The sequence below is a fragment of the Curtobacterium flaccumfaciens genome (assembly GCF_004361695.1).
Classification (GTDB): Bacteria; Actinomycetota; Actinomycetes; order Actinomycetales; family Microbacteriaceae; genus Curtobacterium; species Curtobacterium flaccumfaciens_B.
This window is the reverse complement of sequence record NZ_SNVW01000004.1, coordinates 280550-300119: the sequence shown is the minus strand read 5'-3', so window position 1 is coordinate 300119 and position 19570 is coordinate 280550. Positions and strand designations below refer to the sequence as shown.

Sequence of the window (19570 nt, the reverse complement as noted above, 5' to 3'; positions counted from 1 at the left end):
GGCTCGCCGGCCCGTCAGCCCGTGATCCGGAAGCGCAGCGCGTCGCCCGGCCGCAGCTGCGCCGCGCGGTCGACCGCGGCCGGGGTGAGCACCGCGACGACGGGGTAGCCGCCGGTCACCGGGTGGTCGGCGAGGAACAGGACGGGGTGCCCGTCCGGCGGGACCTGCAGCGACCCGGTCTCGACACCCTCGCTCGGCAGCTCACGGGTCACCGCGCGGACGAGCGGCTCCGCCGAGGTCGTCCGGACGCCGACCCGGTCGCTGTCCGGCGTGACGTGGTGGACCTGCCCGGTCAGGGTCGCGTGCCACGCCGGGGTGAACCAGTCGTCGCGCGGACCCGGCGTCACGTCGAGCACCACGGGCTCGCCCGGCGGCGTGCCGAGCGGCGGCGCGACGGCGTCGACGACCGGCCAGGCGTCGGCGTCGTCCCCGACGGGCAGGACGTCCCCGACCGACAGCGGCGGCGGGCCGAGCCGCGCCAACGAGTCCCACGACCGGCTGCCGAGCACGGGCTCGACCGCGAAACCACCCCGTACGGCGACGTAGACGCGCAGACCCGTGGCCGGCTGCCCGACGCGGAGGACGTCGCCGGGGGCGAGCGCCAGCACCTCGTACGGGGCCGCACCGCGGACCCTGCCGTCCGCCGAGGTGACCTCGACCGGGCCGGCGGCACCGGTGGTGGCGGCGACCAGGTGCGCGTCGGCGCGGAGCGTGACGGAGCCGAGCAGCGCCTCCAGGACGGCCGCGTCGGGACGGTTCCCGACCAGCCGGTCGGCGAGGGCCGCCGCGCCACGGTCGGCGGCACCGGCGGAGCCGAGGCCCACGTCGCTGTACCCGGGACGGCCGCGGTCCTGCACCGACGTGCCGGGGCCGACCTGCAGGACGGTGAGCGTGCTCATGCCGGACGTGCCTCGACGAAGCGCAGGCGGGTGCCGGCGGGGGCGAGCGCGGGCGGGTCGCGGTCGAGCGACCACATCGGGACCTCGGTCCGGCCGATGAGCTGCCAGCCTCCCGGCGAGGACCGCGGGTAGACGGCGCTGAACTCGCCGGCGAGGGCCACTGCGCCGCTCGGCACCGCGGTGCGTGACGTGGTGCGGCGTGGCACGTCGAGCGACGGGGCGGTGCCGGTGAGGTAGCTGAAGCCGGGCGCGAAGCCGCAGAAGGCGCTCGTCCAGACGTGGCCGGTGTGCCACGCGACGAGCTCGGCGCGGGTCATGCCGGTGGCGCTCGCGACGACGTCGAGGTCCGCGCCGTCGTACGTGACGGGGACGACGAGCGGCGTGACGGAGGCTCCGTCGGCGGCTGAGGCGGCGGACGACCCGGCCGACACCGGCGTGACCCGCGCGAGGGTGGTGCCGAGTCGAGCGGCGTCGGTCCGGTCCGGGTCGAACCGCAGCAGCAGGGTCCGGGCGCCGGAGACCACCTCGGTGAGTCCGGGCACGGCGGTCGCGCGGAGTCCCGCGCGGAAGGCGACGACGTCGTCCAGCGAGTCGAACGTCGCCAGCAGCGCGGTCCGGCCAGCCGGACGGACGTCCACCATCAGGAAGCGGCGCCTGCGGCGGCCGGCGCGAACGGCGCGATCCTCACCCCGTGCTCGGTGAGCAGCGCCCGGATCGCCCGCGCCATCTCGACCGCGTCGGGGGAGTCCCCGTGCACGCACACCGAGTCGACCTGCACCCGCACGTCTGACCCGTCGACCGCGGTCACGACGCCGCCGGTCACCATGCGCAGCACCCGGGCAGCGACGGCCTCGGGGTCGTGCAGCACCGCGCCCGGCGTGCTCCGCGACACCAGTGAGCCGTCGGGCTCGTAGGCGCGGTCGGCGAAGACCTCGCGGACGGCCCGGAGCCCGTGGCTCTCGGCGGCCCGCAGCAGTTCGGAGTCGGGCAGCGCGAGGACCGCCAGGGTCGGATCGACGTCCGCGACGGCGCGGGTCACCGCCTCGGCCTGCACCGGGTCCGCGCAGGCGGTGTTGTACAGGGCGCCGTGGGGCTTCACGTAGGTCACGGCGGTGCCGGCGACGCGGGCGGTCGCGATGAGCGCGCCGAGCTGGTGCACGACGTCGGCGTAGAGCTCGTCGGGGGTGACGTGCACCGGACGGCGCCCGAACCCGGCGAGGTCGCGGTACGCCACGTGGGCGCCGACGGCCACGCCCCGTTCGGCTGCGGCGCGGCAGGTGTCGAGCATGATCACGGGGTCACCGGCGTGGAAGCCGCAGGCGACGTTCGCCGACGAGACCACGTCGAGCATCGCGCGGTCGTCGCCCATGCTCCAGGCGCCGAAGCCCTCGCCGAGGTCGCTGTTGCAGTCGATCGTCGTCACCTCGCCAACCTACCGGGGCGCCGTCAGCAGACGTCCGATGCGGGTGCATGGTGCGACGTCCCACCAGTCGATCGACTCGTGTCCTGTCGCTGCACGAGGGCGCCCGGCCAGCGCCCGGCCAGCGCCCGTCCGGCACCCGGCGAGCCCGAGCGGTCAGGACGGGCGGCCCGACCCCGTATCCTGCGGCAGTGGAAGCGACACAGCCCTCCGGCACGACGAAGCGCCGCGTGGAACTCCGGATCACCCGCCCGCCGTTCACCTGGTTCGCCCGGCCGACCGTGACGATCGACGGCGTCGGGCACCCGGCGCAGTGGGGGATCGGCACGTGGGCGGTGCCCGACGACGGCGGCACCGTCATCGGCGTGTACCTCTACAACCGTGCCTGGCGGTTCGGAGCGGCGACGCAGACGGTCGGAGCCCGCACCGGAACCGGAGCCGGAACCGGAACCGGAACCGGAACCGGCACCGGCACCGGAACCGGAGCCGGCACCGACGCCGGCGCAGACCGGTTCGTGTACCGCGCCGGGTGGCTGCCGTTCGGTGGCGGACGTCTGGTCACGGACGCCGTCTGAGGCGGACACTGGGCGCATGACGACCAAGATCACCCTCATCATCGACAACCCGACCGATCCCGCGGCGTTCGAAGCGGCCTACCCGGCGCTCGAGGCCGCCGCAGCGGAGCTCCCGGGGCTCCGCCGACTCGAAGCCGGCAAGGTCTGGCCCAAGGAGGACGGCACGCCGACCCCCGCCCACCGAACCCTCGACCTGTACTTCGACTCGTACGACGACGCCTCGGCTGCGGTCGCGGGCGCCGAGGCGGGCGCCTTCTTCGGGCAGCTCGGCGCCACCGGAGCGACCTTCACCGGACTCTTCTCCGACGTCGAGAAGGCCTGACGCCACCGATCGCGCGCGGCGCGACCAGCGGCTCCCGACCGGACCAGCAGACGGACGGGAGGCGCGGTGCCAGCTGGCACCGCGCCTCCCGTCCGTGCTGCGCAGCCACCTGCAGAGCGTCACCCGCGTCGCGTGGTGACGGTCCGGTCGGCGACCGCGACCCTGCTGCTAGGCGTTCGCGCCGGACCCGTCGTCGCTGCTCTCGGTCGACTGGTCGTCGCTGTCCGACCCGCTGTCGTCGGACACGCCCTCGATGGTGATCTTCGCGGGGAAGTCCGCCGCCGGCACCGAGCCGCCGCCGATGATGTTCGCCGCGCGACGGTGCTGGCTGATGGTGAAGCCGGAGTCGCCGGTGCTCGGCTTGACGAGGAACGGCACCCACCCGGTCGTGCTCTCACCCGACGAGATGTAGCCGTCCTCGGTCAGGCCCGGGAAGCCCTTCTCGGCGAGGGCGGTCGCGACGTCCGCGTTGGAGTAGCGGTCGAGCTTGTCGCCGTCAGCGGTGATGAGCTGCAGGTCGCTCGGCGCCCACCCGGAGGTGTAGACGCTGCCGGCGTCCGCGGTGATGTGGACGGCGACGATGTGACCGCTCTCGTAGTCGACGGCCGCGGGCAGCGGGAAGTTCGTGATGACCTGGTCGACTGTCACGGTGTTCTTCGTCACGTCGTCCGTGCTCTTCGCGGAGGCCTTCTTCGGCGTCGCGCCCTCCTTCGCGGCGGTGACCGCGGAGTCAGCGCCGGTGTTCGTGAGGAGCGGTGCCGTCATGGTGCGGGCCGGGTACTTCTTGCCCGACTCGTAGTCGGTGTGCTTCGCGCGCTTCCACGTCAGGTCCGCCGACTTCGCGGTGTCGAGCAGCTGCAGGGCCACCCACCCGGTCTTCGTCGAGCCGGTCGAGACGTAGCTCGGCAGGGCCGCGTAGCCCTGCGCTTCCATCGCGGCCTCGAGCCCACCGGCGTAGAGGTTCGACGAGGTGGTGTCCTGGTCGTCCTTCAGCCCGATGTCCGTGGTCGAGACGGAGTAGCCGTCGTCGGGCACGGTGACCTTGAGCTGCACGAGGACGACGTCGCCCTGCGAGCTCTTGAGCGACTTCACGTTGTCGGTGTCGAGCTTCGTCGAGACCTTCTTGATCTCGACGCGGTCGCCGACCTGCGTGTCGGTGAGGGTGACCCCCACCTTCTTCTCGACGTCCTTCGTCAGGTCGACCTTCGCGGCCGAGCCGCTGACGGGCTTCGCGTCGCCGCCGGACTTCCCCTCGGACGCCCCGCCGCCACCGCCGCTGCAGGCGGTGAGCGTGAGGCCGATCACGACGGCGGTGGTCGCGGACATGGCAATGGTCTTGAGTTGCACGGTTCCCCCTGGATGCGCCACCCCAACGGTGGTCAGTGCAGACCATTCTGCCGGAATCCTCAGGCTTCGTCCGCACGTGCCGCACGGAGGGTCCGGAACACGACCGCCGGACCGGCTCGGCGTACCCGGTCCGCAGTACACCCGTAGCGTGGCGGCATGACCACCACCGTCCTCGTCGCCGGCGCCACCGGCGACCTCGGCGGACGCATCGTCCGTGCGCTCCGGCAGCACGACACCAGCGTCCGCGTCCTCACCCGCACCGCCGGAAGCCCCGCCGCCGAACGCCTCGCCGCCGAGGACGGGGTCGAGGTGGTGCGGGCGGACTACGGCGACCACGCGGGCCTGGTGTCGGCCCTCGCCGGGGTCGAGGTCGTGGTGTCCGCGGTGAGCGGGACGCGTGCGGTGATCGTCGACGCGCAGCGGGCGCTCCTCGCGGCCGCGGTCGAGGCCGGCGTCGCGCGGTTCATCCCGTCCGACTACGCCGCCGACTACCGCTCGATCACCCCGGGGACGAACCGGAACTTCGAGCTGCGCCGCGAGTTCGCCGCGGACGTGGACGCCGCCCCGATCCGGGCGACCTCGATCCTCAACGGGGCGTTCACCGACATGCTGACGGGGCAGGCGCCGCTCATCCTGTTCGACCGGCAGCGGGTGCTGTACTGGTCGTCGCCGGACCAGGTGCTCGACTTCACCACGAAGGACGACGTCGCCCGCACCACGGCCCTCGTGGCGCTCGACCCGGCGGCGCCGCGGGTGGTCGAGGTCGCCGGGGACCGCGTGACCTCGCGCAGCATCGCCGACACCCTGTCACGGCTGACGGGCACGCCGTTCCGGCTGCAGTGGGCGGGCACCGTGGGAACGCTCTCGGCGATGGCACGGGTCGGTCGCCGGCTGTCGAAGGCGGGGGATGACGAGCCGTTCCCCGCGTGGCAGGGTATGCAGTACTTCGTCAGCATGTTCAGCGGCGAAGCCGAGCTGCACCACGTCGACGACGACCGGTACGGCCCGTACGAGTGGACCAGCGTGCAGGACGTGCTCGCGGCGCACCTCGCCGCCTGACCGGCCAGCCAGCCCGGCCGGCCGGCACGTTCGGCCGACCGGCGCGTTCGGCCGGTCCGCTCGACCCTCCTGCCGCACGACCAGACCGGGGACCCCGATGACGGACACCACCTGCCACATGTCGATCTCGCTCGACGGGTTCGTCGCCGGTCCCGACCAGAGCCTCGAGCAGCCGCTCGGCGCCCGTGGCGGTGAGCTGCACACCTGGCACATGCCCGGCGCCGAGGAGACCGACGCCGACCGAACGGCCGCCGGCTGGCTGATGCGGCCCCGGGGCGCGTACGTGATGGGGCGGAACATGTTCGGCCCGGTGCGGGGCGAGTGGGACCGTGACTGGCAGGGGTGGTGGGGGTCCGAGCCGCCGTACCACGCGCCGGTGTTCGTGCTCACCCACCACCCGCACGACCCGATCGCGCTCGAGGGCGGCACGACGTTCCACTTCGTCACGGACGGGTTCGACGCGGCCTACGCGCAGGCGCTCGACGCGGCGGGGGACCGCGGCGTCGACATCGCGGGCGGGGCGTCGACCGTGCGGCAGGCGCTCCTCGCCGGGGTCGTCGACGAGTTGACGATCGACATCGCACCCGTGCTCCTCGGCTCCGGCGAGCGGATCTTCGACGCCGAGGTCGCGGGGGCTGCCCCGTTCGACTTCGTGCCGGTCGAGGTGCTGCACTCCCCGCTCTCGACGCACATCCGGTACCGCCGCCGGAGCTGACGCTCAGCGGGGATGCTCGTCCGGCCCGGGGCCCATCTCGTCGGGGCCCATCTCGTCCGGACCCATATCGTCGGGCCCCGGCACCGCCACGATCCGGTTCTGGTACGCCCACACGACCGCCTGCAGCCGGGAGCGCACCCCGAGCTTCGGCAGCATCCGCGCCAGGTGCGACTTCACCGTGGAGACCTCGACGACGAGCGCCGCCGCGATCTCCTCGTTCGACATCCCCTGCGCCAGCAGCATGAGGACGTCCCGCTCCCGTGCGGTGAGCACGCCGTCGACCCGGTCGCCCGTCACCGGCTGCAGGCTCCGCCGCGACACGAACTCGCGGAGGACCCGCCGGGTGAGCGACTGGTCGATCGTCCCGTTCCCGGCGGCGACCTGCCGGACGGCGTCCACGATGACGTCGGGCTCGGCGTCCTTGAGGAGGAACCCGGACGCCCCCGCCTCGAGCGCCCCGAACACCAGGTCGTCCACGTCGAACGTCGTCAGCATGAGGACCGGCACGGCGGGGTCCGCGTCCGGTGCGCAGAGCTCCCGGGCCACCTCGATCCCGTTCCGGACCGGCATCCGGATGTCCAGGCAGGCGACGTCCGGCCGGGTGCTCCGCGCCAGGGCGAGCGCCTCGCCGCCGTCGGCGGCGACGCCGACCACCTCGATGTCCGGCTCCGCCCCGAGGAGCGCCGAGACGCCGGCGCGGACCAGCGGCTGGTCGTCCGCCACCAGCACCCGGATCACCGGACCACCTCGGGATCGCTGGCCGTCCCGTCGGACGCGGGGCGCGCCTCCCGGTCGACCACCAGGGTCACCACCCAGCCACCGGTCGCGGTGGGACCGACCTGGAGGCGCGCCCCGACCAGGTCCGCCCGCTCACGCATGCCACGGATCCCGTTCCCACCCGCCGGGCTCGTCCCGACGGACGGCACGGTGGCCGCGCCGTTCTCCACGCGGATCTCGAGGCGGTCCGCGTCGCGGTCGTCGAGGACGACCGAGCACGCCGCGCCGGGTGCGTGCAGGGCGACGTTCGCGAGGGCCTCCTGGACGGTGCGGTACGCGGCGAGCTGGGTGAGCGGGCCGATCCCGTCGGCGAGGGGGTGGTCGCCCGGTCGGACCTCCAGGTCGACGGCCGTCCGGGTGCGGGCGCGCTCGACGAGGTCGACGATGCCAGCCACGGTCTCCACCGCACGCTCGGCGGGGGCGTCGTCGCGGAGCAGGCCGACCAGGCGGCGGAGGTCCTCGAGGACGGCGGTGCTCTGCTCCCGGACCTGACGGACGCCCTCGTGCGCGCCGTCCGGGTCGGTGTCGATCTGGCGGTCGATGACGGCGGACATCAGGGCGATGCCGGACAGGTGGTGTGCGGCGATGTCGTGGAGCTCACGGGCCATCGCGGCGCGTTCGCGGGACACCGCTGCCTCGACCCGGGCGTCGTGCTCGCGGTCACGGGCGTCCGCCTCGCGGTCGACGGCGGTGGCCTCGGCGCGGCGGGCGGAGCGGACCTCCCGCCGGGAGCGGACGAGGAGGGCGACGACGAGCGGCAGGCCGACCGCGCCGACCGCCTGCAGGACGCCCTGCCCGCCGGACCCGGTGATGCCCTGCGCGGTGCTCGCGCGGAACGCACCGGACCCGATCGCCCACGACGTGCCGCTCCCGACGACCACCAGGGCCGCCGTGACCGCGAGGGGGACCCAGAGTCGAGCGAGCGGGACACGGAGGGTGGCGAGCACCACGGCGACGACCACCGGCAGGGCGGTGAGCCCGAAGAGCGTGGACGGAGCGAGCGCAGCCACGAGGACCGGGATCGCTGCGACCACGACGAGTGTCGTGCGCGGGGCGCGGCGTGCTGCGAGGAGCACCGCGGACTGCGCGAGCAGCCCGAGTGCGAGGAGGTTCCACACGGCGCCGCCCGGTGCCGGGTAGACCGTGCCGGTGCCGTCCGGGTCGGCGGCGTCGAGCGGGGGCAGCGCCAGCATCAGGCCGATCGCGACGAGGGCGGTGAGGGCGGCGATGCGGACGTCGGCGCGGGTGGCGCGGCGCGTGTCGCGTGCGGCTGTGCCGGTGTCGCTCGTGGTTGTGCCGGTGTCGCGCGCGGCTGTGCTCGTGTCGCGCGGGTCAGCGGGTGCCATCGTTCGATCCTAGGAGTCGGGCGGTCCCGGTGCGTCGTGGGAAGCCGAGGCGGCCCCGGGTCGCGACGAGGAGGACGACGGCGGCCACGGTCGAGACGATCGCGAGGCCCTGCATCATCGTGCCCGCGGTCATCCCCGGGTACATGTCGGCCCAGAGCGTCGAGATGGTGTTGTTCACGCCGACGTGCAGGAGCATCACGACCGGCAGGCTCTCGCCGGTGCGGTTGAACACCCACGTGATGACGACGTTGAACGTGATCGTGAAGAGGGCGAACACGAGCGGTTCGGTCCAGTGCGCGTCCGGCCAGCCGCCCCAGTCGGAGAAGTAGAGCGGCATGTGCCAGAGCGCCCACAGCGGGCCGAGCACGGCCGCGGCGCCGAGCGGACCGAAGCGCTCCTGCAGCCGGGGCAGGGCGAAGTCGCGCCAGCCGGGCTCCTCGGACAGGCCCGTGGTGAACAGCTGCACGACGAGCCCCGGCACGAGGGCGACCAGCGCGAGGAGCGATGGTGCCTGCACCTGGCCGCCGGCGAAGGGCAGCCCGGTGACGACGATGAGCGCCGGGACCCCGACGAGCGCGAGGGCGTACCAGTACCACGCCACCCGCCAGCGCCAGAGGCGACCGACCCAGCGGCGGAGCCCCGGGCGTCCGTCGGCGACCGCGGTGACGAGGAACGCGCCGCCGAGCGGGCCGAGGAGCGCACCGGGCAGGACGCCGGAGAACTGCGCCGTGCCGAGGAACTCCGGGAAGTGCAGGTCCCAGACGCCGAGGCCGTGCGGGGACAGGATGTACGGGATCCACGCCAGCCAGCTGAGGCCGAGGGCGAGGACGGCGAACGAGGGCAGCGGGTGCCGTGCGACGACTCCGCCGAGCCCCGTCCGGCGGGCGGGATCGGTGCCGGCGGTGGGCCGGACTTCGGTGGTGGTGGTCATGGGTACGACGCTAGGAACGGCAGCGCCGCGGGACGACCGGCGAACGGACGCACCTGGCGGGGTTCCTCCGAAGGATGCAAGTCCCGCGGGAGCACCGCCGAATAGGCTCGGGGCCGTGTTCGAACTCCACCACCTCGCCGCGCAGGAACTCTGGGACTGGATCCGCCGCGGCGAGGCCACCGCGCTCGAGGTGACCGAGCACTACCTGGCCCGCATCGAGCGCCTCGACCCGGAGCTCGGCGCCTTCGTGACCGTGACCGCCGACGCAGCACGCGACCGAGCCGGCCACCTCGGCGACCGGGTGCCGACGTCGCGGCCGCTGTGGGGCCTCCCGTCCGCCGACAAGGACCTGTACGACCGCGCCGGCGTCCCCACCCGCAGCGGGACCACCGCGTTGCCGGCCGTGCCCGCCGAAGCCGACCACCCGCTCGTCGCCGCGATGGACGCCGCCGGCGCCGTGAGCGTCGGCAAGACGGCGTCGCCCGAGTTCGGCATGTCCTCGTCGTCGGAGACCCGCTTCGGCGTGACCCGGAACCCGTACGACACGTCCCGCGCGCCCGGGGGATCGTCGAGCGGCGCCGCGGTCGCGGTGGCCGCCGGGCTCCTGCCCGCCGCGGTCGGATCGGACGGCGGCGGGTCGGTGCGGATCCCGGCCGCGGCGAACGGGCTGGTCGGACTCAAGCCGAGTCGCGGCCGCGTGCCCGCGATGCCCGGTCGGTCGGGCGTCGGCGGCCTGTCGGTCGCCGGGCCACTCACCCGGAACGTGGCCGACGCCGGGATGCTGCTCGACGCGCTCGTGGCCCCGACCGGGCTCCCCGAACACCACCCGTACGCCCTCGTCACCCCCGACGTCGGCGACGGTCCGTTCACCGCGGCGGCCGTGCGCGGCGAGGGGCGCTTCGTCGTCGGACTCCTCGACGGGTCGCCGTGGGACGACACCGTCGACGTCGTGGTCGACCCCGCCGCCCGCGCCGCCGTCGAGACCGCGGTGCGCGTCCTCGGCGAGGTCGGGCACGGCGTCGAGGACGTCGCGATGCCCCGCGCTCCCTACGCCGACGCGTTCCGGGTGGCGTGGGAGAGCTCCGCGGCGCGGCTGCCGCTCGTGCCGGGCATCGACCTGTCGGCGCTCACCCCGCTCGTGTCGTGGCTCGTCGCCCGCGGTCAGGCGCTCACCGGCACGCAGGTCCTCGACGCGATGACGGCGCTCGACACCTTCTCGGCAGAGCTCATCGGCGCGTTCGACCGCTTCGACGCGGTGCTCACGCCGACGCTCGCGATGACGCCGCGGCCGCTCGGCTGGTACGGCGACGACCCGGAGGAGGACTTCCGCCGGCAGTGCGCGTACTCACCGTGGACGTCGATGGCGAACGTGTCGGGGCTCCCGGCGATCACGCTGCCCGTCGGGGTCACGGAGGACGGCCACCCCGACGGCGCCGGCCTGCCCATGGGCGTGCAGCTCATCGGGCGGCCGGGCGGGGAGCGTGTCCTGCTCGCGATCGGCGCCCAGCTCGAGCGGCGCCTGCGGTGGCAGCGCCGGCACCCGTCGATGTGGTGACGCGCCGGCCCTGACCGCCCGCTCGTCTGTCCCCCTCCTTCGCCCCTTCGCCCCTGTCCGTCCGTCGCTGTCGAAACATGCACACGCACCCGTTGCGCGCGCATGTTCCGACGTTCCACGCGTCGTTCGACGGGTGCGAAGTCGCATCATGCACGCGCGGGGTGGCGACACCGTCGATGTCGTACGACGACGATGGTGTCGTTCCCGTGCGTCCGCAACGGTTGCGCGCGCGGGGTTGCGACGCAGTCGCTGTCGTACGACGACGATGGTGTCGTTCCGAGTCGCCGCCCGCGACGCCGCCCGCCCGCCAGGACCCCGCCCGCGCCAGCGCGCGCCCGCGACGCCCCGCGCCTCACGGCAGCGTCGGCGCCGCCTCCACCAGGGCCCGCGTCACCGGGTGCGTCGGCGCATCGAGGAGCGACACCGGCCCGTGCTCGACGATCCGGCCCGCCGACATCACCGCCACGGTGTCGCACAGCCGCTGCACCACGCCGATGTCGTGCGACACCAGCACGAGCGTCAGCCCGAGGTCGTCGGCGAGTGAGCGGAACAGGTCGATCACGCGCGCACGGACCACCACGTCGAGGGCGCTCATCGGCTCGTCCCCGAACAGGATCCGGGGGGAGTGCACGACGGCCCGGGCGATCGCGATCCGCTGCCGCTGCCCGCCGGAGAACTCGTGCGGGTACCGGTCGACGACGTCCGCCGGCAGGTCCACCCGCTCGAGCACGTCACGGACGAGCGTGGCACGAGCCTCCGCTGAGGCGCCGATGCGCAGCGCCCGCAGGGGTTCGGCGACGATGGCGCCGACGCGCATCCGCGGGTCGAGGGAGGCGTACGGGTCCTGGAACACCACCCCGGTCTCGCGACGGAACCAGCGCATCCCGGCCGCGGGGCCGGACGCGACCACCGGACGACCGGAGGCCGTCACGGTGCCGGCGGAAGGTGCCTCCAGGCCGGCGAGCAGCCGCACCAGGGTGGACTTGCCGGATCCCGACTCACCGATGACGCCGAGCCGGGCGCCGGGGACGACCGTCAGGTCGACGCCGTCGACGGCGGTGCGCACCGGGCCGGGTTCGAAGGGCCCGCGGCGGGGGAGTCGGTAGGTGCGGTGCAGCCCGGTGGCGTCCAGGATCGCGGTCATGCGGCACCTCCGGAGGGACCGGCTCGACGGGCGGTGGCACGAGCGGCGTCGACGAGGGCGATCGTGGCGGGGTGCCGGGGCGCGGCCAGGAGCGTCGCCACCGACCCCTGCTCGACGATCCGACCGGCGTCGAGCACGACCGCGGTGTCGGCGATCCGGGACAGCACCGCGAGGTCGTGCGTCACGAACACCATCCCGGCGGGCAGCCCCTCGAACAGCTCGAGGATGCGTGCCTCGGTCGTCACGTCGAGCGCGGTCGTGGGTTCGTCGGCGACGAGGTACGACGGCTGCCCGGCCATCGCCATCGCGATGCAGATGCGCTGCCGCTGCCCACCGGACAGCTGGTGCGGGTACTGCCGCAGGAGCGACTCCGGGTCGGGCAGCCCGACCGAGGCCGCCAGCTCCACGGCGGCCACGGACGCCGCACGACGGTCCAGTCCGCGGTGCAGCCGCAGCGGTTCGGCGATCTGCGCGCCGACGCGGCGCAGCGGGTCGAGGGCGGTGCCCGGCTCCTGGAACACCATCGCGATGCCGGATCCACGGTGGCGGGCGCGCTCGCGGTCGGACAGGCCGACGAGTTCGGTGCCGTCGAGCCGGATGCTCCCGCTGACGGCGGCGCCGGTCGGCTCCAGCCCCATCAGGGCGAGCGAGGTCATGGACTTCCCGGATCCGCTCGCGCCGATCACGCCCACGCGACTGCCTGGAGGCACGGTGAACGTCACGTCGTCGAGGATCGTCCGTCGGTCGATGCGGACCGTCAACCCCTGCACCTGCAGTCCGGTGGGTGCGGTCGCGTCGGACATGCTGTCGGTCACGCGGTCACCCCCGTGCTCGTCGTCGCGGGATCGGTGGGGTCGCCGCTCGCTGGGTCGCCACGGCCGGTCGTTCGGTCGCCGGACCCGTCAGTCGTCGGGTCGGTGGGGCCGGCGCCGGCGGCGCGGTCGTTCGTCGTGAGCCGCGGGTCGGTCGCGTCCCGCACCGCGTCGCCGAGGAGCGAGAGGGCCGCGACGACGAGGGCGATCGCGGCGCCCGGCCAGGTGGCGCTCCACGGGTGCACGCCGATGTAGGTCTGCAGGTCGGACAGCATGCTGCCCCACGACGCCGTGTTCGACCCGGCGCCGTAGCCGAGGTAGGACAGACCCGCCTCCGCGAGGACCGCGGTCGCCATCGCGAGCGACAGCTGCACGGTGAAGAGCGGCGCCGCGTTCGGCACCAGGTGCCGGAAGAGCACGCCGGCACCGCCCACGCCGGACGCCCGCGCCGCGGTGACGTAGTCGCTCCGGGCGATGCGGCGGATCTCGCCGCGGGCGACCCGCGCGATGGTGACGCCGAAGGACAGCCCGACGCTGACGATCACGACGCCGAGGGAGCCGCCGGCGATGGCGGTGAGGAGCATCGCGGTGAGGAGCGTCGGGAACGCGACGAGGATGTCGAGGAGGACCGCGGTGCCCTCCCGGACCCAGCGGGCGGTGAGCGAGCCGATCGCGGTGAGGACGATGCCGACGACGCTCGCGATCACCCCGGACCCGATCGCGACGAGGACCGTGGTGCGGGTGCCGGCGAGCAGGTAGCTGGCGATGTCCCGGCCGGAGGCGTCGGTGCCGAACCAGTGCGCGGCGCTCGGTGCCTCCCACTGGTGGAACGGGTCGGTGCGGAACGGGTCCTGCGGGGTCCAGAACAGCGACACGACGGCGAGCACGACGAGCAGGCCGAGGACGACGACGGCGAACACCCCGGTCGGCCGGGCGAGGAGACGGCGGATCACTCGGACACCTCCCGCTGCCGGGGGTCGAGGGTGCGGTGCACGACGTCGACCGCGAAGCCGACGAGCAGCACGAGGCCGGTGAGCACGAGGAGCTCGGACTGCACCTTCGCGATGTCGCGACGCCCGACGTCGGTGACGAGCATCCGCCCGACGCCGGGCAGCGAGAACAGTTGTTCGACGACGACCGCCCCGACGAGGAGCCCGGCGATCTGCACCCCGAGGACGGCCAGCACGGTCAGGGCCACCGACGGCAGCCCGTGCCGGAGGAGCGCCTGCGTGCGGGTCAGGCCGATCGCGGCGGCGGTGCGGACGTGGTCGGCGTCGAGCACGCCCAGCGTCGCGGACCGCGTGAACCGCAGGATGACCGCGCCCTCGACCGCGCCGATCGTCAGCGCCGGCAGCACGAGCGACGCGAACGCGCGCCCGGGTTCGTCCCAGCCGTCGAGCGGGAAGCCCTGGGTCGGCAGCCAGTGCAGCGTCACGGCGAAGAGTGCGACCAGGAGCATCCCGGCCCAGACGATCGGGACGGCGGCCACGGCCTGCGCGACGAAGCCGATCACCGCGCCGCCCGGACGACGACGGAGCACCGCGGCGAGCACGCCGAGCGGCACGCCGATGACGAGCGCGGCGACGAGGGACATCCCGGCGAGCGGCAGTGTCACGGACAGCTTCTGCGCGATCTCCGGCGCGACCCGGCCGTCGGTGACGAGCGAGCGGCCGAGGTCCCCGCGGAACACGCCGCCGATCCAGTCGAGGTACTGCACGACCACGGGGCGGTCGAGCCCGAGCTGCTGCCGGAGCTCGGCCACCTGCGCCGGGGAGGCCTGGGTGCCGGCGACGATCTGCGCCACGTCGCCGGGGAGCACCCGCAGGGTGGCGAAGATGATGATGCTCGCCACGAGCAGGCCGACGACGAGCAGCAGCAGCCGCCCGACCAGGAACCGGGTCACGACACCGATGCTACGGGAGCGGCCGGCCTCACTTGACGGCGAGCTTCGACAGGTCGAGTCGGGAGTTCGTGCCGTCGTAGGGCACCCCGGTGACGCCCTTCCGGACGGCCGTGATCGACGTCGCCGTGTAGAGCCACTCGCCGCCGGCGTCCTCGCTGACGATCTTCGCGGCCTTGCGCAGGTCGGCGTCCTTCTCGGACGCGCTCGTCGCGGCGACCGAGTCGGCGTAGAGCGACTGCACCTCGGCGTTGTCGTACCCGAAGTAGTACTCCGGGTTCGCCCAGTTGCCGAAGTCGCGCGCCTCGACGTGGTTCACCATCGACAGGTCGAAGTCGTGCTTCTCGAAGACCTGCGACAGCCACGTGGCGAAGTCGACGCGCTTGACCGTCAGGGTGATGCCGACGTCGGCGAGCTGCGACTTCAGGACGTCGCCGATCGTCGCCGAGTAGATGTTCGCGTAGGTGAGCGTGAGCTTGAGGTTCGTCGCACCGGCCTCGGACAGGAGCTTCTTCGCGTTGTCGGGGTCGTACGCGTCGATGTCGGTCAGGTCCTCGTAGCCCGGGTCGAGCTCGGGGATGGGGCCGCCCTGCTCCACGCCGGTGCCGCCGATCGCCTTGATGATCGCCTTCGAGTCGATCGCCTGCCGGATCGCCTGGCGCACCTTCACGTCGGTGAACGGCGTCTTCGCGTCGTTGAACGCGAGCGTGTACTTGTCGGTCGTCTTGCCGGTGTGCAGCGCGATGTCGGCGTTGCCCTGCAGCTGGCTCTTGAGCGTGCCGTCGACGGAGGTCTGCACGTCGAGGTCACCGTTCGCCATCGCGTTCACCGCGGTGGACGGCTGCGTGATGTAGCGGAAGACGACCTTCGCGACCTTCGCCTTCGTGCCCCAGTAGTCGGGGTTCCGCTTGAAGGTGAGCGAGTCGCCCTGCTTCCAGCTCGCGACCTCGTAGGGGCCGGTGCCGTTCGCGGTGTCGGACAGGTCGTTCTTCGCGGCCTGCTCGAGCACGAGCCCGGCGCGGCCGGTCAGGTTCCAGAGCAGGTCGGAGTCCGGCTTGGCGAGCTGCAGGACGACCCTGCCGTCGGACGGCGACGTGATGGACGTCACGTTCGCGAGCTGGGCGGAGTCGACGTAGGACTCGTTCGACTTGACCTGCTGCAGCGACCACACGACGTCGGCGGCGGTGACGTCCTTGCCGTCCTGGAAGGTCGCGCCCTTGCGGAGCGTGAACGTGTAGGTGAGCCCGTCGTCGGAGACCTCGTGGCTCGAGGCCAGGACGTCGCGGACGTCCCCGTCCGCCGTGCGGCCGACGAGCCCCTGGTAGACGTTGTCGATGAGGACCTGGTCGAGCGCGGCACCGGACTGGGTGCGGATGTCGAGGCTGGTCGGTTCGAGCACGAGCCCGACGCGGACGGTGGCGTCGGCGCCGCCGTCCTCGTTCGACGAACCGGAGCAGCCGGTGAGCACGAGGGCCGAGGCGACGGCGACCGCGGTGGCGGCGATGGCCGCACGACCGAGGCGGGACGTGCTGCGAGCAGGGAGCGGACTCATGGGTGGTGGGTTCCTTCCGGCGTGGAGGCGACGGTCGTCGCGCGCGCTTGGACGAGGTTAGCGGCGGCCGGTGTCGTCCGGCGACGGTTCTTCGATCCGGTGCAACAAACCGTTACCTTCCGCCCATGCCCGGATCGCCGACGCCAGTTCGAGGGGCGCCTGGTTCTGCACCGCGTGCCGGGCCTCGACCGTGACGATCTCGGCGCGCGGCAGGCGCTCGGCGAACTGCGCGTGCAGCTTCGGCGAGACGTAGCCGCGGTCGCCGCGGACGAGCAGGATCGGCACGTCGAGTGCCTCGAGGTCGGGCCACGCGTCGGCGAACCGCCCCACCGACGACGTCCGTCCGGTGGGCAGGTGCGGGAAGTGGTGCCGGCGGACCAGCCGGCCGTCCGAGCCGAGGCGCGTGGTGTGCCGCGCCTCACGGAGGAGCACGTCGCGGTCGTCGCCGACGCGGGCCTCGACGGCCCGGTCGACGACCTGCTCGAGGGACGCGAAGGGCTCCTCGGCCTCGAGTGCGCGGGCGATGCGGTCCACGGCGCGCTGCGCGAAGTCCGGCGACATGTCGACGAGCACGAGGCCGGTCACGCGCTCGGGAGCGGTCGCGGCGAGCCGCGCCGCCAGGATCGCGCCGAGGGAGTGCCCGACCACGATCCCGGGCGGCACCGCGAGGGCGTCGAGGGCGTCGAGGACGCTCGGCGCCGTGACGGCGGCCGCGTAGTCGGCGTCGTCGCGCCAGCCGGACCGGCCGTGCCCGGGCAGGTCGACGGCGACCGCCGGCTCACCGACGGCGATCGCCGTCTGGTCGAAACTGTGCGCGTCGATACCGAGCCCGTGCAGGTAGGTGATCCGTGCCTCCAGGCCGTCCGCCGTGTCCCACCGGATCGCGGCGATCTCCTGTCCGTCCGTGGTGCGGACCACCTGCCTGGAGGCGCGGAGCGGCTCCGTCACGCCGCTCGCGTGGGCGAGGTCGGCCAGGTCTGCGAATTCGTCGTCGGCATCGGGCACGGGGTCGATCTTCGCACCGTCCGGGGCCGCGTTCTGCCCTGGAGAGGTGAGGTAAGGCATGCCATACTTGGTCATCGTGGCAGCCCGGTACCGTGTCTTCTCCGTCCGCGTGGCAGCCGTCACGTCGCTCACCCCGTCCTTCGTGCGGGTGACCCTGACGGGTGACGCCCTCGCCGAGTTCTCCTCCGTCGGGCTCGACCAGCGGATCAAAATCGTGCTGCCGATCCCGGGCCACGGGTTCACCGACCTGCCTGACGGCGAGGACTGGTACGCCGCCTGGCGCGCGCTGCCCGACGCCGTCCGGAACCCGCTCCGCACCTACACCGTGCGGTCCTTCCGCCCCGACGCCCGCGAACTCGACATCGACTTCGTGGCGCACGGCGACACCGGCCCGGCCTCGCGCTGGGTCTCGTCCTGCCGCGTCGGCGAGGAACTCCGCATCGTCGGCCCCGCCGTGCCGTCCTCGCCCGCCGAGCTGCCGACCGGCGCCGCCGAGTTCGACCCGGGCTCGGCCGACCGCATCCTGCTCGCCGGGGACGAGACCGCCGCCCCGGCCATCTGCGCCATCCTCGAGGCGCTCGACGTCGCCACCGTCGGCCACGTCTTCATCGAGGTGCCGACCGACGACGACCGGCTGCCGGTGACCGCGCCCGCCGGGGTCGAGGTCCGGTGGATCGCCCGGAACGGGGCGTCGCACGGCGTCCGGATGACCGACCAGGTGCACGCGTGGGCGTCGACGGTCGCTTCGGCTTCGGCTTCGGCTTCGGCTTCGGCTTCGGCTTCGTCTTCCGTCTGCGCCGATGGCGTGGAGCTCGCCGACGTCGACGTCGACGAGCAAGTGCTCTGGGACATCCCGTCCTCCGAGGCACCGCGGCCCGTCTACGCCTGGATCGCGGGTGAGGCCGGCTGCGTCAAGGAACTCCGCCGGCACCTCGTGCGCGGCGTCGGGCTGGACCGCAAGCAGGTCGCCTTCATGGGGTACTGGCGGCACGGCAAGGCCGAGAACTGAACGCCGCAGCCGGGCTCCCGACCACCTCGCTCGGAGCCCGCGGACTGACGCTCGCCTACGACGACCGGGTCGTCGTGCACGGGCTCGACGTCGACATCCCGGACGGCGAGCTCACGGTCATCGTCGGGCCGAACGCGTGCGGCAAGTCGACGCTGCTGAAGTCGTTCGCGCGGACCCTGAAGCCGAGCGCGGGCACGGTCTACCTCGACGGCGCCCCGATCTCGTCCCTGCGGCCCAAGGCCGTGGCGCGCCGGATCGGCATGCTGCCGCAGACGCCGATCGCTCCCGACGGCATCACCGTGCGCGACCTGGTGTCCCGCGGACGGTTCCCGCACCAGGACCTGCTGCACCCGTCCTCCGGGTCCGACCGGATCGCGGTGCAGGCGGCGCTCGAGCAGACGTCGACCGTCGAGCTGGCCGACCGGAGCGTCGACGAGCTGTCCGGTGGCCAACGGCAGCGCGTGTGGATCGCGATGGTGCTCGCGCAGGAGACCGACATCGTCCTGCTCGACGAGCCCACGACGTTCCTCGACATCGCGCACCAGTACGACGTCCTCGAGCTCGCGTCGGCGCTGCACGCGGCCGGTCGTACGGTCGTCGCCGTGCTGCACGACCTCAACCAGGCCGCGCGGTACGCCACGCACGTGATCGCCATGCGCGACGGGGTGATCGTCGCGGAGGGGCCGCCGGCGTCGGTCGTGACGGCGGACCTCGTCGAGGACGTCTTCGGCCTGCCGTGCGTGGTCGTCCCCGACCCGGAGACGGGCACGCCCCTCGTGGTGCCCCGCCGCCGAGCGGCCTGACGCGCCCCGAGCTCGCGCTGCCCGCGCCCCGCGCGGCGCGGGTCAGCGGTAGTTGCCGTCCTCGAGGCCGGCCTCGATCTCGAACCGGTTTCGGAGCGGGTCCCGCCCGGCCAGGGCGTACACGAACGGCATGAGCATGCCGTACCGGCGCCACTGGTCGACGTGCACCCGCTCGTGACGGAGGACCCGGTCGCCGTCGTTGTCCCGCGTCAGGTACACCGAGCCGACGCAGGTGCCGCCGCGGCGGAACACCCACCGCGGCAGCCCCGTGCAGACGATCAGCCCGTCGACGACCCGGACCGGCCCGGTGGACAGCGGCACGCCGACGGCCAGGCCGACCGCGGTCGCGAACGCCCACCCGGCGCGGGACACGGGGGAGTCGAGCAGGACGTTCCGCAC

Annotated in this window: 21 protein-coding genes; 7 read left to right on the top strand and 14 right to left on the bottom strand. The window is 73.7% G+C overall.

The window, feature by feature from the left end:
• Positions 1–14 precede the first annotated feature (14 nt).
• From EDF64_RS08245 to EDF64_RS08235, 3 genes are read right to left on the bottom strand one after another with little or no spacing between them, the layout of a single operon-like run.
• On the bottom strand, positions 15–899 hold the full coding sequence (locus EDF64_RS08245; RefSeq protein WP_133519523.1) for a biotin-dependent carboxyltransferase family protein: 885 nt from the start codon (positions 897–899) through the stop codon (positions 15–17).
• Positions 896–1540, bottom strand: coding sequence for a 5-oxoprolinase subunit B family protein (locus EDF64_RS08240; RefSeq protein WP_133519522.1), 645 nt, complete (start codon positions 1538–1540; stop codon positions 896–898). The genes EDF64_RS08245 and EDF64_RS08240 overlap by 4 nt, the downstream gene beginning before the upstream one ends.
• Entirely contained in the window at positions 1540–2322 is a 783-nt protein-coding gene (locus EDF64_RS08235) for a LamB/YcsF family protein (protein ID WP_133519521.1), read from the bottom strand. The genes EDF64_RS08240 and EDF64_RS08235 overlap by 1 nt, the downstream gene beginning before the upstream one ends.
• A gap of 188 nt (positions 2323–2510) precedes the next feature.
• Here EDF64_RS08235 and EDF64_RS18440 point away from each other — a divergent pair, with 188 nt between their 5' ends.
• On the top strand, positions 2511–2894 hold the full coding sequence (locus EDF64_RS18440; RefSeq protein WP_208108862.1) for a hypothetical protein: 384 nt from the start codon (positions 2511–2513) through the stop codon (positions 2892–2894).
• A gap of 16 nt (positions 2895–2910) precedes the next feature.
• Positions 2911–3216 carry an EthD family reductase gene (locus tag EDF64_RS08225; RefSeq protein ID WP_133519520.1) on the top strand — a complete coding sequence of 102 codons (306 nt, stop codon included), beginning with the start codon at positions 2911–2913 and terminating at the stop codon, positions 3214–3216.
• Between the two features lie 168 nt (positions 3217–3384).
• On the opposite strand, the gene EDF64_RS08220 is transcribed toward EDF64_RS08225, so the two are convergent.
• A complete protein-coding gene (locus tag EDF64_RS08220; protein ID WP_133519519.1) occupies positions 3385–4542 on the bottom strand; it encodes a hypothetical protein in 1158 nt (385 codons plus the stop codon).
• 177 nt (positions 4543–4719) lie between these two features.
• Between EDF64_RS08220 and EDF64_RS08215 the strand changes: the two genes are divergently transcribed.
• Together EDF64_RS08215 and EDF64_RS08210 are read left to right on the top strand one after the other, a co-directional pair.
• On the top strand, positions 4720–5622 hold the full coding sequence (locus tag EDF64_RS08215) for an NmrA family NAD(P)-binding protein (RefSeq protein WP_133519518.1): 903 nt from the start codon (positions 4720–4722) through the stop codon (positions 5620–5622).
• 97 nt (positions 5623–5719) lie between these two features.
• Positions 5720–6337: a dihydrofolate reductase family protein gene (locus EDF64_RS08210; protein ID WP_133519517.1), complete on the top strand. Its 618-nt coding sequence runs from the start codon at positions 5720–5722 to the stop codon at positions 6335–6337.
• Between the two features lie 3 nt (positions 6338–6340).
• Here EDF64_RS08210 and EDF64_RS08205 read toward each other — a convergent pair whose 3' ends face one another.
• The 3 genes from EDF64_RS08205 to EDF64_RS08195 are packed head-to-tail and all read right to left on the bottom strand — an operon-like array spanning position 6341 to position 9391.
• Positions 6341–7075: a response regulator gene (locus EDF64_RS08205; RefSeq protein WP_133519516.1), complete on the bottom strand. Its 735-nt coding sequence runs from the start codon at positions 7073–7075 to the stop codon at positions 6341–6343.
• A complete protein-coding gene (locus tag EDF64_RS08200) occupies positions 7072–8460 on the bottom strand; it encodes a sensor histidine kinase (protein WP_133519515.1) in 1389 nt (462 codons plus the stop codon). The genes EDF64_RS08205 and EDF64_RS08200 overlap by 4 nt, the downstream gene beginning before the upstream one ends.
• A complete protein-coding gene (locus tag EDF64_RS08195; RefSeq protein WP_133519514.1) occupies positions 8447–9391 on the bottom strand; it encodes a CPBP family intramembrane glutamic endopeptidase in 945 nt (314 codons plus the stop codon). Before EDF64_RS08195 ends, EDF64_RS08200 begins: the two co-directional genes overlap by 14 nt.
• 115 nt (positions 9392–9506) lie before the next feature.
• Between EDF64_RS08195 and EDF64_RS08190 the strand changes: the two genes are divergently transcribed.
• Positions 9507–10946: an amidase gene (locus EDF64_RS08190; RefSeq protein WP_133519513.1), complete on the top strand. Its 1440-nt coding sequence runs from the start codon at positions 9507–9509 to the stop codon at positions 10944–10946.
• A gap of 352 nt (positions 10947–11298) precedes the next feature.
• Here the strand turns inward: EDF64_RS08190 and EDF64_RS08185 are convergent, their stop codons facing one another.
• Genes EDF64_RS08185 through EDF64_RS08160 form a run of 6 tightly spaced genes read right to left on the bottom strand, consistent with a single transcriptional unit; the run spans position 11299 to position 17419 of the window.
• Positions 11299–12090 carry an ABC transporter ATP-binding protein gene (locus tag EDF64_RS08185; RefSeq protein WP_133519512.1) on the bottom strand — a complete coding sequence of 264 codons (792 nt, stop codon included), beginning with the start codon at positions 12088–12090 and terminating at the stop codon, positions 11299–11301.
• On the bottom strand, positions 12087–12905 hold the full coding sequence (locus EDF64_RS08180) for an ABC transporter ATP-binding protein (RefSeq protein WP_243736296.1): 819 nt from the start codon (positions 12903–12905) through the stop codon (positions 12087–12089). Before EDF64_RS08180 ends, EDF64_RS08185 begins: the two co-directional genes overlap by 4 nt.
• Positions 12902–13855 carry an ABC transporter permease gene (locus EDF64_RS08175; protein ID WP_243736295.1) on the bottom strand — a complete coding sequence of 318 codons (954 nt, stop codon included), beginning with the start codon at positions 13853–13855 and terminating at the stop codon, positions 12902–12904. Before EDF64_RS08175 ends, EDF64_RS08180 begins: the two co-directional genes overlap by 4 nt.
• Positions 13852–14805, bottom strand: a complete 954-nt coding sequence (locus tag EDF64_RS08170; RefSeq protein WP_133519511.1) for an ABC transporter permease — start codon at positions 14803–14805, stop codon at positions 13852–13854. The genes EDF64_RS08175 and EDF64_RS08170 overlap by 4 nt, the downstream gene beginning before the upstream one ends.
• Before the next feature lie 28 nt (positions 14806–14833).
• Entirely contained in the window at positions 14834–16354 is a 1521-nt protein-coding gene (locus tag EDF64_RS08165) for an ABC transporter substrate-binding protein (protein ID WP_133519510.1), read from the bottom strand.
• A gap of 57 nt (positions 16355–16411) precedes the next feature.
• Positions 16412–17419, bottom strand: coding sequence for an alpha/beta fold hydrolase (locus EDF64_RS08160; protein ID WP_166645652.1), 1008 nt, complete (start codon positions 17417–17419; stop codon positions 16412–16414).
• On the opposite strand from EDF64_RS08160, the gene EDF64_RS08155 reads away from it, so the two are divergent.
• On the top strand, positions 17418–18368 hold the full coding sequence (locus EDF64_RS08155; RefSeq protein WP_133519508.1) for a siderophore-interacting protein: 951 nt from the start codon (positions 17418–17420) through the stop codon (positions 18366–18368). The genes EDF64_RS08160 and EDF64_RS08155 overlap by 2 nt on opposite strands.
• Positions 18365–19171, top strand: coding sequence for an ABC transporter ATP-binding protein (locus EDF64_RS08150; protein ID WP_133519507.1), 807 nt, complete (start codon positions 18365–18367; stop codon positions 19169–19171). Before EDF64_RS08155 ends, EDF64_RS08150 begins: the two co-directional genes overlap by 4 nt.
• A 42-nt stretch (positions 19172–19213) precedes the next feature.
• On the opposite strand, the gene EDF64_RS08145 is transcribed toward EDF64_RS08150, so the two are convergent.
• Positions 19214–19570 (bottom strand): Fe-S oxidoreductase, encoded by a 357-nt coding sequence (locus EDF64_RS08145; RefSeq protein WP_208108861.1) that lies wholly within the window; start codon positions 19568–19570, stop codon positions 19214–19216.

Coding starts and splice junctions, on each gene's coding strand:
- EDF64_RS08245 (WP_133519523.1), bottom strand. CDS start 899: ATGAGCACGCTCACCGTCCTGCAGGTCGGCCCCGGCACGTCGGTGCAG.
- EDF64_RS08240 (WP_133519522.1), bottom strand. CDS start 1,540: ATGGTGGACGTCCGTCCGGCTGGCCGGACCGCGCTGCTGGCGACGTTC.
- EDF64_RS08225 (WP_133519520.1), top strand. CDS start 2,911: ATGACGACCAAGATCACCCTCATCATCGACAACCCGACCGATCCCGCG.
- EDF64_RS08220 (WP_133519519.1), bottom strand. CDS start 4,542: ATGTCCGCGACCACCGCCGTCGTGATCGGCCTCACGCTCACCGCCTGC.
- EDF64_RS08215 (WP_133519518.1), top strand. CDS start 4,720: ATGACCACCACCGTCCTCGTCGCCGGCGCCACCGGCGACCTCGGCGGA.
- EDF64_RS08210 (WP_133519517.1), top strand. CDS start 5,720: ATGACGGACACCACCTGCCACATGTCGATCTCGCTCGACGGGTTCGTC.
- EDF64_RS08200 (WP_133519515.1), bottom strand. CDS start 8,460: ATGGCACCCGCTGACCCGCGCGACACGAGCACAGCCGCGCGCGACACC.
- EDF64_RS08195 (WP_133519514.1), bottom strand. CDS start 9,391: ATGACCACCACCACCGAAGTCCGGCCCACCGCCGGCACCGATCCCGCC.
- EDF64_RS08185 (WP_133519512.1), bottom strand. CDS start 12,090: ATGACCGCGATCCTGGACGCCACCGGGCTGCACCGCACCTACCGACTC.
- EDF64_RS08165 (WP_133519510.1), bottom strand. CDS start 16,354: ATGAGTCCGCTCCCTGCTCGCAGCACGTCCCGCCTCGGTCGTGCGGCC.
- EDF64_RS08155 (WP_133519508.1), top strand. CDS start 17,418: ATGCCATACTTGGTCATCGTGGCAGCCCGGTACCGTGTCTTCTCCGTC.
- EDF64_RS08160 (WP_166645652.1), bottom strand. CDS start 17,419: ATGCCTTACCTCACCTCTCCAGGGCAGAACGCGGCCCCGGACGGTGCG.